This is a genomic window from Dolichospermum circinale AWQC310F, from assembly GCF_000426925.1.
GTDB lineage: Bacteria > Cyanobacteriota > Cyanobacteriia > Cyanobacteriales > Nostocaceae > Dolichospermum > Dolichospermum circinale.
Window position 1 is genome coordinate 1 of record NZ_KE384705.1, and the last position, 14,169, is coordinate 14,169.

The following is a 14,169-nucleotide window of genomic DNA, read 5'->3' on the forward strand; positions in this document are numbered from 1 at the left end:
TAATATATCAATGCTGCCAGTTGTTGTCAAGGGGTTTTCAAAACTTTTTTTTAAATCGGGTGAATTTAACTTCTGATTTTGGCTATAAGCTTTATGTGGTAAGGGTTAGACAAATTTTTGAATTAGTCAATCTATGGGATGCTGCCCATAATAGGGTAGAGCCTCGGACCAATGGGGGTGTTTACCTTGCCGCCAATTTAAATAAGCTAATTCCAAAATACTGTTAACAGTGGCAGCTAATTGAGATGTAGCCGAAATTAACTGATAACTGGTCTGCCAATTAGCAAGGGTTTCTTGCCATGCGGCTGGGGTGAATACTGTATCTGGCAACAAGGCCGTAAGACCGGAATTATCAGGGGTTGGTTGATAAATAGCACCAAAAGTCTGTCCCCTTTGTGCTGGCATTTCTACTGCAATTATTGGATATTGGCAATTTTGCGGTAGGGGAGTAGTATTTTTAATTTCAGCCGCAAAACTAGAATGGTTGTGTAAGGTATGTTCTTGCCAAGCTACTGCGGCCAGAGTAGATATGGTAAATACTGGAATTTTTAGCTGTTGTGCTAATGTACGAGCGGTGACAATACCAATGCGAGTTCCTGTAAAACCACCAGGTCCTTGGCTGACGGCGATAAATTCCAAGTCTGCCCAGGTTCGTGGTTTAATCAGTTCTATCAAGTATTGATGGATATGACTGGATAGGTCACGCCCTAAATTCCAAACTTGAGATTGGGTATGATCTGCAAAGTTGCTAATTGCCAAACCTAATTCTGGTGTGGTGGTGTGCAATGCTAAAGCGTATTTATTTAGTGGAAATATGGTTGTCAAAGTAAATATATTTTATTTGGGGGTGGAAGCTAAGGTAGCTTTGATTTTGGGCTTTTAATTTAATATTAATGGAGTTTTTGAGAATTGGTGTTACTTGTCGGAAATATACTGTAAGATAGATTTAATAGTATAATTGAATGCTAATTTTAGCATAAATACCAGATAATACTAATTATAACTAATTATTTATAACTTATTTATAGCTATTTATCCGTAACTTTGATAACTTTTATTTACATATAAATTATTTGATACTGAAATAGAAGATACTTAACTACGAAAACTGCAAATGTTGTTATGATTTCAGAAATTAAGTCAAAAAATTTTCACAGGAGGAATTTCCTTTGTCTCGTCGTTATTTATTTACTTCCGAGTCAGTTACAGAGGGTCATCCAGATAAAATCTGTGATCAAATTTCTGATACGATTATTGATGCGCTACTCGCAGAAGACCCTCATAGCCGTGTGGCGGCAGAAGTTGTAGTTAATACTGGTTTGGTGCTAATTACTGGAGAAATTACCACCAAAGCTCATGTTAATTATGTCCATCTTGCCAGAAAAAAAATCGCGGAAATTGGCTATACTGACGCGGATAACGGCTTTTCTGCAAATAGTGCCAGTGTTTTAATAGCATTGGACGAACAATCACCTGATATTGCTCAAGGTGTCAATGTAGCCAAAGAAAGCCGGACAGAGAATAGTGAGGAACTATTTGATAAAATTGGTGCTGGTGATCAAGGTATCATGTTCGGTTTTGCTTGTAACGAAACTCCAGAACTTATGCCTTTACCTATCAGTTTAGCGCACCGCATTGCCCGGAGATTGGCAGGAGTTCGCAAAGCTGGTATTCTCCCTTACCTCCGTCCCGACGGTAAAACCCAGGTCACGGTAGTCTATGAAGATGGTAAACCTGTAGGTATTGATACTATCTTGGTTTCTACTCAACATACAGCTACTATTGGTGATATTAGCGATGATGCTGAGGTACAGGCAAAGATTAAAGCTGACCTGTGGACGGAAGTAGTAGAACCTATATTTGGTGATATTACTATTAAGCCAAGTCAAGAAACCAGGTTTTTGGTTAACCCCACTGGTAAGTTTGTTATTGGTGGACCGCAGGGAGATTCTGGTTTAACAGGACGGAAAATAATCGTTGATACCTACGGTGGTTATTCTCGACATGGTGGCGGTGCTTTTTCCGGTAAAGACCCCACGAAAGTAGACCGTTCTGCTGCTTATGCTGCTCGCTATGCTGCTAAAAATATTGTCGCGGCTGGTTTAGCACAAAAGTGTGAAGTACAGCTAAGTTATGCCATTGGTGTGGCTCGGCCTGTTAGCATTTTTGTTGATACCTTTGGTACGGGTAAAGTAAATGATGAAATTCTCTTAAACTTAGTTAAAGAGAACTTTGAACTCCGACCAGCGGGAATTATCCATGTGTTCAATTTACGTAACTTACCAAGTGAAAGAGGCGGACGTTTTTATCAGGACGTTGCAGCTTATGGTCATTTGGGAAGAACGGATTTAGATTTACCATGGGAACGCACGGACAAAGCAGAGGTGTTAAAGCAAGCTGTGAATTAACCTTATTTAAGTGTAATTGCTTAAATAGTTAGTTTGACAATAAAAAATTGTTTTGAGGTTATGGACAATTATCTACTTAATTATCTATAACCTCTTTTTTAACCCAGCCAAGAATCACAGAAGTGTCATAATTGCTAGGTTGCAATCAGTAATTTATTCCTATTTCAGGAACAGTAATGAAAGAAAATTAGGGATATATCCCCTAAGACAAACAAAATATATCTGCTTTTGTGACACTAGATTGAAATGTGTAAATTTAACTGCCTAAGTTGAACTGCATTTAATTTGTATGATTCTAGCGGGCAAGATGCCCGCACCACAACACCTAGCTAGATTAGAATTATCAAATTTAGATGCGTAACAGCTTAGTCCCAATCGGGAAGAGTAGCTCCATATTCTCCACCAATACCAATTACTGTGTTATATATACCAGCATCGGTAATATTAATATTATCCATTGATGCTTGATAGACGTTAGAATCGTGAATGGTCGCCCTGGTCAGGTTGGCGTTGTTGAGATTGGCCTGTTTTAGGTTAACATTGGTAACAAAAGCTGATGTTAAATTAGCACCTGCTAAATTTGCTCCCGTCAAGTCAGCGCCTTCTAAGTTAGCATTTGTCAGGTTAGCACCTCGAAGATTTGCGCCCCGTAAGTCAGCACCAATTAAATGAGCGCCGCTAAGGTTGGCCCCTGATAGATTACACTGGATACATTCTCTAGTTGACAAAAGTTTCTGTAAATCTTGTTTGCTTCCAGCTTGAACTGAATTAGCTAGAAACAGGGGAGTTATCAAGGCCATAGCGGCTAAGAGTTGAAGTTTCATAAAGTTTCCCCCTTGATAATGGAGTTATGTCCGTTCTTGATCCTCACGCCTTTATTGTCTCACTAATTGGCTAGAAAATGTTGATTTAAATCACAAGCTTGATATTTTTTCACAAATGGGCAAAATCTGGAGTTAGGATCTAGAGGATAATTAACCGCAGATAACCGCAGATAACCGCAGATAAGTTATCAAGACATCTGGTGAAAATTAAATGTGCGTAACCACCAAACCCTTGTAGAGACAATTTATGAATCGTCTCTATAATCTTTTTTACAAGATATCTATTCAGTAAATCCCGAATTTATTCTCTCTCTTCACTGATCACTACTTTACCTCGAAAGACAAAGTAATTGTAGATGTTATAAAACAACATAATCGGAATTAAAAACCCAATAAATATGATCATAAATACCATTGAACTGGCAGAAGAAGCTGCTTGATAAATGGTAATAGTGGGGGGGATAATGTAGGGAAAGGCAATAAATCCTAAACCAATAAATGTCAACAAAAATATTAAAGCTGTGTAAACAAATGAAGCAACTTCCTCTTTACGGTTTAGGCTTTGCAACAGCGACCAAATCAACAGCATACCCAATACAGGGATCAGGGCAAAGATATAAACTTCTGGTTGATGAAATAGCCTAGCTCTAGCATTTTCATAGACAATTGGTGTCGTAATAGTAATTAAACTAGCACCGATAAAAGTTGTCCAAGCAGCTAATTTTGCAGTTTTTAAATGAGTTTCCTGTAATTTACTTTCTGTTTTCAAAATTAAGTAAGTTGAACCAATCAAGACATAACCTTGTACAAGAGTCAATGCTGTTAACAATGATTGCCAACTTAACCAATCCCATATTCCACCTATAAAATGCCCAGCCGCATCAACTTTGATTCCTGCTAATACACCACCTAATGCAAAACCCTGAAATAAAGAAGCAATAAAACTACCGATTCCAAAGGCAAAATTCCAAAAACTTTTATTATCAGAATGTTCCCGAAATTCAAAAGCAACAGCCCGCAGAATTAACCCTACAACCATCACCATCAAAGGTAAATAAAGGGCAGTGAGAATTGTCCCATAAGCCAAAGGAAAAGCCCCAAATAATGCCCCAGCCATTAATACTAACCAAGTTTCGTTAGCATCCCAAATGTTACCCAGACTGGTCATTAATAAGCTACGACGTTCTTCAGATGAGGAAGTTAAGGAGAGGATACCAACGCCTAAATCAAAGCCATCTAAAAGGACATAAAGGAACAGAAATAGCCCCAGAATTACAAACCAAACTTGTGGTAAAAAGTGCAATAAAGCTTCCATATAATTTCTGGCTATTGTAGTGTTTCTAGAGGACGACTATCGGGAATATGACTCACCGATTCAGTGGCAATTACTGTTTTGATTTCACTTCCAGGTATTGGTAAAGTTAAATCTGGTCCCTTGCGAATAATCCGGCTACCAAAAAACATGGCTGAGACAAACAAAACACTGTAAAGAAGGGCAATAACTGTGAGTGAAAATAATACTTCACTTGCTGGTATATGAGAAGCGGCATCAGTAGTCCGAATTTGCTCATACACAGTCCAAGGTTGTCGTCCCACACAGCGAACAATCCAGCCTGATTCAATCGCCAAATAGCCCAAAGGTGCAGCTAAAATCCAAGACCGTAATAACCATTTTTGCTGATTGATATGATTATCATTCAGTTTACCCCTAAGCCATTGTATGATACTCCACAGCATTAATCCGACTAAGAAAAATCCGATTCCCGCCATGATTCGGAAGGAATAAAAAATTAAAGGAATCATTGGTGGACGGTTTTCTGGTTTCCATTCTTTGAGTCCTAATACTGGTTCAGAAAGTTTAGGTTTGAGTTCTAAAATATAACTTAAACCGTTGGGGATAGAAATTTCCCAATCATTTTTTTCGGCTTTTCTATTAGGAATTGCTAATAGATTCCATTTAGCAGATTCACCAGCAGGTACTGTTTCCCATTGGGCTTCAATTGCTGCTAATTTAGTTGGTTGATAGTGATAAACTTGATCGCCACTTGCATGACCAATGTAGACTTGTAAAGGAGCGACAAAAATAGATATTGCTAAAACTATTTTCAATGATTTGCTAAAAAATTCTTGATGGCGATTATTGAGAATATACCAAGCACTAATTCCCCCAATTACAAATAAAGAAGTCTCCAAAGTTGCCAAGAACATATGAAGAACACTATTCACCATGAAGGGATTCAAAATTGCTTGGAAATAGTCATCAACAATAAACTTACCATTCACCATTTCTCCACCACTAGGAGTCTGAAACCATGAATTAGCAACCAAAATCCAAAAGGTGGAAAGATTTGCCCCAAACGCCACGAGAATAGTTGCTAAGTAGTGAATTACCGGAGGGACTCGCTCCCAACCAAACATCATAATTCCTAAAAAAGAAGCCTCTAACATAAATGCCATTGAGCCTTCAAATCCCAGAATACTACCTAAGAAATCTCCCACGGCTTCCGATAATGGGGCCCAGTTAGTCCCAAACTGAAAACCCATTGGTAAACCTGATGCAACTCCGATACCAAAGTTTAGTAAATACAGTTTTGACCAGAAACGACCGTGATGATAATAAGTGGGATTTTTGGTTTTTAACCATAGTCCTTCTACGACAATTAAGTAGATAGACATACCTGTGGTCAGGACAGGCCAAATCATGTGAAAAATTGCTGTAAATGCAAATTGCAACCGTGATAAAGCTAGGGTGTTAGATAAAATTTCCATACTCTTTGAAGGAGTTACGCAAAACGATTAAATATATGTTCATCATATACAATAATATTTGTTTATAGAGTATTACTTCCAAAATTTTTAAGCTTTGAAAGGTTTGACAATAGGTCGTTTAAAGTTTGACAATAAGTCGTTTGATGATTTTTCCAGATGTCCCTTGTTTATCAACTGTTGCAGTCGTTAAAAGTGAATCTAAAAGTGGTAAATTTGCCATGATATCTCTAGCTTGGTCTATTAGTTTAGCTTGGGTAGCAAGTTTTATTTTCTATCAAAGTCCGAGGGCTTTGGGATTTTGATTTTTGAAAAAATACGTAGGGTGTGTTAGCGATCGCGTAACGCACCCAATCCTCGTAATTTATATCTGGTAAAAAGTTCAGTTCAAATGAATCATTAATGGGAGGTGTAAATCTCCCATTACACCAGGAAATTATTTTGTCGTCTTATTAAACCAGATAACTAGTATTCGGAACAATCGGAAATATTGCATATTCATACCAAGCTGTCCAGATAAAACTCCGAATCCAGCGTTGACGTTTTTCCCAACTTAATTCATAATCAAATGTACCGGAAGATTGATCAATGGAAGATAGATGAGAGTTACAACCACAGCCATGTTGATAGGTAAAACCGTATTTAGAGGCGATACTTTGTACTTTCATTTGTATCGCAAATACCTTACCCGCGTGTAGGATAGCATCCCAAGGACGTTTATGTTCTATATCTCGTTGATCAAATCTTAAAGCTCTCTCTTCAAATACATGATCTCGATAAATTGGCGCTAAATGGACATGATAAAAACTTGCTGGTAGATCATAACCAAATTCATGGAAAAGTTCTAGTCCAATACGCGCTACTTTGATTTCGTCACTGTATTCACAACCTTTTGATTCCAAATTACTTAAAACTTCTGCAAAGTTCGGATAATTATGAACTATAAAATCATGTCCATAAAATTCTAGGGTTTCCCGTGCCATTTGCCCAAATAGATCAGAAAATGAGGGTTTTAAATGAAATAATTGGGGACGTTCATTAAACAAGTCAACATCACCATATTGCAGTTTATATTGAAACAACTGCGCCATTTCTACATAGATTTTTGGGTCACTGAGTTTAACATTTGCCCTACCTTTAGCAATATCTTGCCACACAGAAGGTAGTTGAGAAAGGGTCACGGCATTTTCACCAACAATGACTACAATATTAGGGACTTCTTGAAGCTGCATATCCAATTTCCACAGAGAGTTTAATTAACTAATTTACTATAAAAAATCCCCTTTTTAGCTTATTAACAGAATTAAAAAATGTTTGATAGACTGTCTTTTGACATTCCACTTCTAATTACGTTGGTTTGACGCGAGAAAACCCAACATTTTTAAAACTTCGTTGGGTTGCGCTGTCGCTTAACCCAACCTACAATATATTACAGTAAATTCCATTTTCAAACATCCTTTCATATCCGTTTTCGGAGTCGTTCTATAATTATTCTCTCTTCAGGTGATAGCCCATTAAACAACATTTCATATATTAATGGTACACCCAATTCTAATTCTTCTAAAAGTGTCCGTTGGCTAAATACATCTTCTGGTTTTCCTTCTAACATCAATTGTCCTTTATCCATGACAAAAACCCAATCTGCCCAGCGATAGACTAAATCTAAATCGTGGGTGGCCATTAATAAAGTATGACCATCTTGATGAATTTTTTTGAGAGTTTTCATCAAATTACGAGTATGTTTAATATCTAGATATGCCGTCGGCTCATCTAATATTAAAAGTTGCGGTTTCAATACCATGATATCAGCAATAGAAACTCGTTTTTTTTGCCCTAAACTGAGATGATGTACTGGTGTTTCTGCTAAATTATTTAATTCAAATTCACGCAATATTTGTTCTACTCGCTGTTGAATTTCTGCGGTGGGTAAACCTAAATTACACAAACCATAAGATATATCTTCTTCAACTGTAGAAGCTACTAATTGTTGTTCAGGATCTTGAAATACTAAGCCGACTTTTTGCCTAATTTGACTGAGATAATGCTGATTATAAATTAAGGGTTTACCACACCATTTAACGATTCCAGAATTGGGTTTATATAGTCCATTAGCTAATAAAAATAGCGTTGTTTTACCACAGCCATTTTGACCAATTAAGGCACAATTTTTCCTAGAAGGAATCCTCATGGTTAAACCATTTAAAGCTGGTTGTTGTAGCCTTCCTGAACCGGGATAAGTGTAATATACCTGCTCAAATTCGAGTAAATATTCCTGCATTTCGGCAAATTTCTAATCCTATTAATATTACACAGCCACAAATTGCTTCCATAGTATATCGTGGAGATAAACGATAACGACGGGGATGCCAAAATCGCAATTCTCCTGCGAAACCTCGTGCTTGCAGTCCCAGGGAAAATTGACTATATTGTTGTAGAGTTCGCTGCAATAATTGTCCGATTAATAATGCTAGACTTTTCATGCTAGTATACCAATTGCGGTAGCCACTACGAGAATTTTGTGCTGTCCATAATTCATTGGCTGTTTTTAGCAAAATGAAAATAAACCGATACATTAGTAATAACAAATCAGTTAAAAGCACTGGAAATTTCAACCAACGTAAAGTTTGCAAAATTTCTGTGAACGGGACAGTTAACATGAGAAAATATAAGCAAGAAACAGAGGCTAATGCTCTGGTTAAAATCCCCCATGCTTGAATGCTACCACTCCGACTAATATAAATATAGAATTTTCCAAAATTCAACCCGTAAAATGAATCTAATTTGACGATTTCTAGATGAGAAATTGTAACTCCATTGACCATTAATGCTGGTAAACTTGTCAAACAAAAAACTATGGTGAATATTAACAAGCGCCAATAAATTCCAGCGGGAATTTTTGCATAAATTACTGTCCAAATACTCATCCAAATTACTATCAAAATTTGCACTAAAGAATGACTAAAAAGAGCAATAATTAGAGTGGTAAATGCAAAAATTAGTTTATGTTCTGGTGGTAATCTTCGCAGTTGATTAGTGTAAGCTAGGGTATCTAATTTTAAAGTCATTCTTAACTTCTTTCTCGTTTTGAACGTCCTTTATATACGCCAATTGCGTAACCAACTACTCCCGCACCTAAAGCTGCTTGAGAAGCAAATAATAAACTGGCTATTTCCCCACTAGCTGGTGTAAATGGTGATTGAAACCAAGGTTTATATTCAGGTTGTATTTCTGTAATAGCGGCTTTAGCTTTGTCATCAGAACCGCCAAACTTTCCATGGGGTACAAATATTAATGGTGCAACTCCTAAAGCTAAAACGGCTAATATTAAAAACCAGTTATTTAAACTTTGATTAGATTGATTCATTACTGTGATTTCTTCCCTTGATTAATTGCAAAAGTTCTAATTCTTGAGGATTATAAGATTGTAACCAATTCCAAATTAAGACAGTTAGTAATCCTTCACTAATTGCTAAGGGTACTTGAGTAAGGGCAAAAATTCCCGCGAATTTGGCAAATGAAGCGATAAATCCACCGACTGGTGCAGGAAAAGCCAAAGCAAGTTGGATAGAAGTGATAATATAGGTGAGTAAATCTGCCAAAGTTGCTGCTAAAAAGATGGCGATTTTTTGTTTACCAGTCAGCCGCATCGTCACATTATATATCCAGTATGCTGCAAAGGGTCCAGCGATCGCCATGGAAAAGGCATTTGCACCAAGTGTGGTCAAACCACCATGGGCCAGTAACAAAGCTTGAAACAACAATACCAAGCTACCCAAAACTGTCATAGTCAGCGGTCCAAACAGCACCGCACCTAATCCCGTTCCTGTGGGGTGAGAACAGCTACCTGTAACAGAAGGAATTTTCAACGCTGACAAGACAAAAGTAAAACCACCAGCTAAACCTAATAAAAGTTTCAATTCTGGGTTAGCTTGGGTAATGCGAGTTAGACTACGCAATCCTAAAATGAAAAATGGTAATGTTACAACCCACCAAAAAATTGCCCACTGCACTGGTAAAAAACCTTCCATAATGTGCATTGCGTAGGCAGGTTTGGGGAAACCAACTACCAAGTAAAAACTAATAACAGCCATTAGGGTGAGACTAACTAATGCCTGTTTTTTTCTGGACATAATCTGTACCTCGCAGATTTATATAAACGTAATTCTATCGGTGGGCATTCTGACTTACCATATTTTGGCTCACAGTTGCGGGACAGTGCCGGATTTGCACCAGACTTTCCCCCTTACGTCCAATAGTGCAGCGAGGTGTTAGCCATTGGCTGCTCCCCATCAGAACCGATGGTAACAACTATATCATTATTCCCAATAGAACTTAATTCTCTATACAACTTAGACAAAATCCGGGTGCTTTGTCACCCCAAATTTTCATCGCCAGGGTGCAAGATATAAGATAAGTTTTATAGAGTGGAAAATTAAAAAAAATGTCTAACAACCGTTCTGGAATTTTTATTGGCGGTTTGATGATAGGGGCTGCTATCGGTACTTTAGCCGGTTTGCTAGTTGCTCCCCGCACAGGCCGCGAAACCCGTAAACTTCTCAAAAAATCCGCTCATGCTATCCCCGAATTAGCTGAGGATATCTCTACCAGTGTACAAATTCAGGCAGATCGTATTTCTACTAACACTCTGCAAAACTGGGATGAAACTGTAGATAGACTGCGGGAAGCGATCGCTGTGGGTATAGATGCTACTCAGCGCGAAATCCAAGGTTTAAATCAGAAGAATACTGTTAATGTCAGCAGCATCGCAGACGATACCGATAATTTGACTCAAAAACTAGAACATTCATAAATGAGATAACAGTGATTGATCCTTTATTTTGGTTGGGACTATCTATCCTCTTGGTTGCTGCTAGTCTCACGGCTGTTCTGGTGGCATCTATACCCGCTTTACAGGAGTTAGCCCGTGCCTCCCGCAGTGCCGAAAAATTCTTTGATACTCTTTCACGGGAGTTACCACCTACTCTTAATGCTATCCGCAACACCAGCTTAGAAATAACAGATTTAACTGATGATGTTAGTGAAGGTGTCAAAAGTGCTGGTCAAGTTGTCAAACAATTTGACCAAAGCCTAAATAGTGCCAAAAAACAAGCAGAAAATATTCAAGTTGGCACTCGTAGTGTTTTAATTGGTATTAAAGCTGCTTTGATAAGTTTCAACCGAAAAAAACCTGCTAAAAGAAGTGCTAGAACCCTAACTAATCAATGATCAATTACCAATAACCCAATAACATTACAGTTATCTCCAGTCTCTAATTTCTCAATCAGGTTTTGTTGATCTATCTAACTAATATTAGAGTAAAGTAAAGAAGTGTAAAGAAGTATCACTTTTACGTGACTCTTTGCAAAGCACTTGTTACATCATCCTGTTAATAATAGTATAAAAACGTTCATGCACCTGTGTTCTTGGCGACGAATTTTAGTATCAATTGCCTTATTTTGCTTTGCTGGGTCAATCTGGGCAATTAATTCTCCATCAGCCCTAGCTTATGAAAATCCCGATCTATTACCGGGCTTTGTCACACCAGTAGTAGATTTAGCAAAAACTCTCCCTGACCCCCAAGAAGAAAAATTAGTTAAAGAATTAGAACAGTTTGAAACTGATACTGGTTGGAAATTGCGCGTTTTAACCCAGTATGACCGCACCCCAGGTAGAGCAGTAATTAAATATTGGGGATTAGATGATAAAAGTATTCTCCTAGTCGCAGATGCCCGTGGTGGTAATATTCTTAGCTTTAGCGTGGGTGATGCAGTTTATCAATTCCTACCCCGCACCTTCTGGATTGAACTACAAACCCGCTTTGGTAACTTATACTTTGTCCGTGAACAAGGAGAAGATCAAGCCATTCTCCAGTCCTTAGATTCAGTCAAAGGTTGCTTACTTAAAGGCGGTTGTAATGTAGTTCCTGGACTCCCTAGAGAACAATGGATACTCACCCTTGTCACCTCCGCTGTGGGTGGAATTATTTGCGGTTTTGCCGCTCAACCCCGCAACGATAAACAAATACTGGCTTGGCAATGGGCGTTAATTTTTTCACCCTTGTGGGGAATGTTATTTATTGCTTTCGGTATTGCTCCAGTTATCACCCGTACAAGTGACTGGTTGCCTCTAGTTCGCAATATTTCCGCTTTTGCTATTGGTGCTTTAGTGGCTTATTTATCCCCTGTTTTTAGTCGGCCTTCTTCAGAGGCTGAATCCTGAAAAGTTTAGGGGACTGGGGAATAGGGTATTTATTCTCTACCCCCCTTGTCTTCCTGAACGACGACGAGGTCTTCTTTCTTGGTTCCCACGTAAACGCATACTAACTTCATTAAAGAAGTCTCGGCGGAGATATGGATAATCACTTACCCATAGGTCACGACTAGGAATGTATATATCACTAAATTCTTCAATTGTGCTTAAATCAGAACGATTTGACATGACCACCATTTCAGCGATTTGACCACGAGTAATGGCTTTGTGGGCAGGACGTAGTGGGGCTTCAAATTCAACACTAAATCCTGTTTCGTCACCTATTTCTAGGTTAATCCGCTTTTCCCGGTTTTCAATAATTACTAACTCACCTTTACTGTTGACGGTTTCCTGTTTGCCCATTAACCGATCTGTAATCCACCAATCTAGCACTCGTCCCCGGAAAAATCCACTGTATTTGTAACGGCGGCATTTTCCATTGCGGATACTTGCCTGTAATATGGGATACCATAGCCAAAAGAAAGCACCAAATACCCCAAAAAAGAATATGAACCCAAATTCTAATCTAAACAAAAATTGTATCAGCAGTAGCACAGCCATGGTAACTACGGAGATTAATAGCCGCTGCAAAAAATTACTGAACTTTCCCCAATAGTATTTATATTGTGGTCCAGAGGCAATTAGGGGAATAATTTGTTCAAATTTTTGCCGAGTTAGGGGAACGATCATATTTTAGATTTGGGATTTTGAATTTTAGATTTTGGACTGGAAAAATCGCCAATCGAAAATTTATCACAGATGATTACTCAGTGTTTTACAGTATTTTTTCTAGTCCATATACTAACGACTTTAGCTGGTTAACTTTGCGTATGGCTAATAATACTCCTGGCATATAACAGGCGCGATCGCTGGTATCATGACGTAAGGTATAAATCTGTCCAGCAGCGCCGAAAATTACCTCTTGGTGGGCAATTAGTCCTGGTAAGCGCACACTATGAATTCTAATCCCTTCATCTGCTAAACTGCCTCTAGCTCCTGCTATTTTCTCCGTTTCTTCCACCATAGCAGTATTGAAAGTTTTCCCCAGTTCTCCCAATAGTTGAGCAGTTTGAATGGCTGTACCGCTGGGAGCATCAGCTTTTTGGTTATGATGGAGTTCGATAATTTCTACATGATCAAAATACTGAGAAGCTCTAACAGCCGCTTCTTGTAGTAATACCATACCAATGGAAAAGTTGGGAATAATCAAACAACCGGTACTGGCTTTTTCAGCAAAATCACTTAATTCTTGAATTTGTGCGGGACTTAAACCCGTAGTTCCTACAACTGGACGAATTCCATAGGCGATCGCACTGCGAATATTGTTATATACTACATCAGGATGAGTGAAATCAACTAGTACACCTGGCTGCATCTGTCTTTCCCCTGCCACATAGGCCAACATAGGTTCTAATTGATTGCTAATTGGTACTTCTAAGGGTTCACTTAAACCCGCTAGTTCTCCAGCGTCTTTACCTTGATGTTGGGGAGTGGTGTCAATTGCACCCATTAAAGTCAAATCAGATGCTTGGGCTACTGCTTTAATGACCTCACGTCCCATTTTACCAGCTGCACCATTGACAATAACTGGAATAGAAGCTTGATTGCTCATAGATTTAACAATTATTTTCAATTCAACAATAAAATTGTCTCACAAATGCAAGTCTGAGATACACAACTAACGTAGTTAAACCTTGGTCAAACAGTGTCAATTGCTGATAATTCGCTCTCTGATTGACCTGACTTCAGGTTCTAGAGTCTGGGGCTTATCCTTGCCCGTTATCGCTTCGGTTTCCACTATTAGGGATTCCCGAAACTTCTGAGTTCTTTCTAACAAGATTTTCTTCACTTCTGAATGTTTCATGTATCGAGTGATTTCAACATCACTCATTCTTGCTAGAATATTGTCAGCAGCATTAGTA

General features: G+C 38.3%; 16 protein-coding genes, 1 pseudogene and 1 riboswitch. Of the genes and pseudogenes, 5 read left to right on the plus strand and 12 right to left on the minus strand.

The window, feature by feature from the left end; all coding sequences use genetic code 11:
* Window positions 1-126: 126 nt before the first annotated feature.
* Window positions 127-825, minus strand: a complete 699-nt coding sequence (tsaB, locus tag ACIR310F_RS0117115) for a tRNA (adenosine(37)-N6)-threonylcarbamoyltransferase complex dimerization subunit type 1 TsaB (protein WP_231387586.1) — start codon at window positions 823-825, stop codon at window positions 127-129.
* A gap of 344 nt (window positions 826-1,169) precedes the next feature.
* Between tsaB and metK the strand changes: the two genes are divergently transcribed.
* Window positions 1,170-2,408 carry a methionine adenosyltransferase gene (gene metK / locus ACIR310F_RS0117120; RefSeq protein WP_028084885.1) on the plus strand — a complete coding sequence of 413 codons (1,239 nt, stop codon included), beginning with the start codon at window positions 1,170-1,172 and terminating at the stop codon, window positions 2,406-2,408.
* A gap of 365 nt (window positions 2,409-2,773) precedes the next feature.
* Here the strand turns inward: metK and ACIR310F_RS0117125 are convergent, their stop codons facing one another.
* From ACIR310F_RS0117125 to ACIR310F_RS0117135, 3 genes are all read right to left on the minus strand, one after another.
* The gene (locus ACIR310F_RS0117125) at window positions 2,774-3,232 is read right to left on the minus strand and encodes a pentapeptide repeat-containing protein (protein WP_028084886.1); all 459 of its coding nucleotides are present in this window, start codon (window positions 3,230-3,232) and stop codon (window positions 2,774-2,776) included.
* A 301-nt stretch (window positions 3,233-3,533) separates the two neighbouring features.
* Entirely contained in the window at window positions 3,534-4,547 is a 1,014-nt protein-coding gene (gene cydB, locus ACIR310F_RS0117130; protein ID WP_028084887.1) for a cytochrome d ubiquinol oxidase subunit II, read from the minus strand.
* A gap of 11 nt (window positions 4,548-4,558) precedes the next feature.
* The gene (locus ACIR310F_RS0117135) at window positions 4,559-6,001 is read right to left on the minus strand and encodes a cytochrome ubiquinol oxidase subunit I (RefSeq protein ID WP_028084888.1); all 1,443 of its coding nucleotides are present in this window, start codon (window positions 5,999-6,001) and stop codon (window positions 4,559-4,561) included.
* A gap of 125 nt (window positions 6,002-6,126) precedes the next feature.
* Here ACIR310F_RS0117135 and ACIR310F_RS25785 point away from each other — a divergent pair, with 125 nt between their 5' ends.
* Window positions 6,127-6,303 carry a hypothetical protein gene (locus tag ACIR310F_RS25785; RefSeq protein WP_155963066.1) on the plus strand — a complete coding sequence of 59 codons (177 nt, stop codon included), beginning with the start codon at window positions 6,127-6,129 and terminating at the stop codon, window positions 6,301-6,303.
* 147 nt (window positions 6,304-6,450) lie between these two features.
* Here ACIR310F_RS25785 and ACIR310F_RS0117145 read toward each other — a convergent pair whose 3' ends face one another.
* The 5 genes from ACIR310F_RS0117145 to ACIR310F_RS0117165 all read right to left on the minus strand — a co-directional run bounded on the left by ACIR310F_RS0117145 (window position 6,451) and on the right by ACIR310F_RS0117165 (window position 10,128).
* Window positions 6,451-7,230: a hypothetical protein gene (locus ACIR310F_RS0117145; protein WP_028084889.1), complete on the minus strand. Its 780-nt coding sequence runs from the start codon at window positions 7,228-7,230 to the stop codon at window positions 6,451-6,453.
* Between the two features lie 227 nt (window positions 7,231-7,457).
* Window positions 7,458-8,276: an energy-coupling factor ABC transporter ATP-binding protein gene (locus tag ACIR310F_RS0117150; RefSeq protein ID WP_028084890.1), complete on the minus strand. Its 819-nt coding sequence runs from the start codon at window positions 8,274-8,276 to the stop codon at window positions 7,458-7,460.
* A complete protein-coding gene (gene cbiQ / locus ACIR310F_RS0117155; protein WP_028084891.1) occupies window positions 8,251-9,063 on the minus strand; it encodes a cobalt ECF transporter T component CbiQ in 813 nt (270 codons plus the stop codon). The genes ACIR310F_RS0117150 and cbiQ overlap by 26 nt, the downstream gene beginning before the upstream one ends.
* 2 nt (window positions 9,064-9,065) lie before the next feature.
* Window positions 9,066-9,362, minus strand: coding sequence for an energy-coupling factor ABC transporter substrate-binding protein (locus ACIR310F_RS0117160; RefSeq protein WP_028084892.1), 297 nt, complete (start codon window positions 9,360-9,362; stop codon window positions 9,066-9,068).
* Window positions 9,349-10,128, minus strand: coding sequence for an energy-coupling factor ABC transporter permease (locus tag ACIR310F_RS0117165; RefSeq protein WP_028084893.1), 780 nt, complete (start codon window positions 10,126-10,128; stop codon window positions 9,349-9,351). Before ACIR310F_RS0117165 ends, ACIR310F_RS0117160 begins: the two co-directional genes overlap by 14 nt.
* A 22-nt stretch (window positions 10,129-10,150) precedes the next feature.
* A riboswitch (cobalamin riboswitch) is annotated at window positions 10,151-10,313 on the minus strand.
* Between the two features lie 126 nt (window positions 10,314-10,439).
* Here ACIR310F_RS0117165 and ACIR310F_RS0117170 point away from each other — a divergent pair.
* The 3 genes from ACIR310F_RS0117170 to ACIR310F_RS0117180 all read left to right on the plus strand — a co-directional run bounded on the left by ACIR310F_RS0117170 (window position 10,440) and on the right by ACIR310F_RS0117180 (window position 12,217).
* Complete coding sequence (locus ACIR310F_RS0117170) at window positions 10,440-10,808, plus strand: YtxH domain-containing protein (protein ID WP_028084894.1); 369 nt, start codon at window positions 10,440-10,442, stop codon at window positions 10,806-10,808.
* Window positions 10,809-10,819: 11 nt separating this feature from the next.
* On the plus strand, window positions 10,820-11,224 hold the full coding sequence (locus ACIR310F_RS22920) for a hypothetical protein (protein ID WP_035368315.1): 405 nt from the start codon (window positions 10,820-10,822) through the stop codon (window positions 11,222-11,224).
* Window positions 11,225-11,407: 183 nt separating this feature from the next.
* Window positions 11,408-12,217, plus strand: a complete 810-nt coding sequence (locus tag ACIR310F_RS0117180) for a TPM domain-containing protein (RefSeq protein WP_028084895.1) — start codon at window positions 11,408-11,410, stop codon at window positions 12,215-12,217.
* A 36-nt stretch (window positions 12,218-12,253) separates the two neighbouring features.
* Here the strand turns inward: ACIR310F_RS0117180 and ACIR310F_RS0117185 are convergent, their stop codons facing one another.
* The 3 genes and pseudogenes from ACIR310F_RS0117185 to ACIR310F_RS27040 form a co-directional block, all read right to left on the minus strand.
* Window positions 12,254-12,937, minus strand: coding sequence for a hypothetical protein (locus ACIR310F_RS0117185; RefSeq protein ID WP_028084896.1), 684 nt, complete (start codon window positions 12,935-12,937; stop codon window positions 12,254-12,256).
* Between the two features lie 85 nt (window positions 12,938-13,022).
* Window positions 13,023-13,859, minus strand: a complete 837-nt coding sequence (dapB, locus tag ACIR310F_RS0117190) for a 4-hydroxy-tetrahydrodipicolinate reductase (RefSeq protein WP_028084897.1) — start codon at window positions 13,857-13,859, stop codon at window positions 13,023-13,025.
* Between the two features lie 96 nt (window positions 13,860-13,955).
* Window positions 13,956-14,169: pseudogene (locus tag ACIR310F_RS27040) on the minus strand (hypothetical protein); the annotation flags it as partial.

What these genes read in the sequence shown, in the direction of transcription:
- ACIR310F_RS0117125 (WP_028084886.1), bottom strand. Translation starts at nt 3,232, where the DNA reads ATGAAACTTCAACTCTTAGCCGCTATGGCCTTGATAACTCCCCTGTTT.
- cydB (WP_028084887.1), bottom strand. Translation starts at nt 4,547, where the DNA reads ATGGAAGCTTTATTGCACTTTTTACCACAAGTTTGGTTTGTAATTCTG.
- ACIR310F_RS0117135 (WP_028084888.1), bottom strand. Translation starts at nt 6,001, where the DNA reads ATGGAAATTTTATCTAACACCCTAGCTTTATCACGGTTGCAATTTGCA.
- ACIR310F_RS0117145 (WP_028084889.1), bottom strand. Translation starts at nt 7,230, where the DNA reads ATGCAGCTTCAAGAAGTCCCTAATATTGTAGTCATTGTTGGTGAAAAT.
- ACIR310F_RS0117150 (WP_028084890.1), bottom strand. Translation starts at nt 8,276, where the DNA reads ATGCAGGAATATTTACTCGAATTTGAGCAGGTATATTACACTTATCCC.
- cbiQ (WP_028084891.1), bottom strand. Translation starts at nt 9,063, where the DNA reads ATGACTTTAAAATTAGATACCCTAGCTTACACTAATCAACTGCGAAGA.
- ACIR310F_RS0117160 (WP_028084892.1), bottom strand. Translation starts at nt 9,362, where the DNA reads ATGAATCAATCTAATCAAAGTTTAAATAACTGGTTTTTAATATTAGCC.
- ACIR310F_RS0117165 (WP_028084893.1), bottom strand. Translation starts at nt 10,128, where the DNA reads ATGTCCAGAAAAAAACAGGCATTAGTTAGTCTCACCCTAATGGCTGTT.
- ACIR310F_RS0117170 (WP_028084894.1), top strand. Translation starts at nt 10,440, where the DNA reads ATGTCTAACAACCGTTCTGGAATTTTTATTGGCGGTTTGATGATAGGG.
- ACIR310F_RS0117180 (WP_028084895.1), top strand. Translation starts at nt 11,408, where the DNA reads ATGCACCTGTGTTCTTGGCGACGAATTTTAGTATCAATTGCCTTATTT.
- ACIR310F_RS0117185 (WP_028084896.1), bottom strand. Translation starts at nt 12,937, where the DNA reads ATGATCGTTCCCCTAACTCGGCAAAAATTTGAACAAATTATTCCCCTA.
- dapB (WP_028084897.1), bottom strand. Translation starts at nt 13,859, where the DNA reads ATGAGCAATCAAGCTTCTATTCCAGTTATTGTCAATGGTGCAGCTGGT.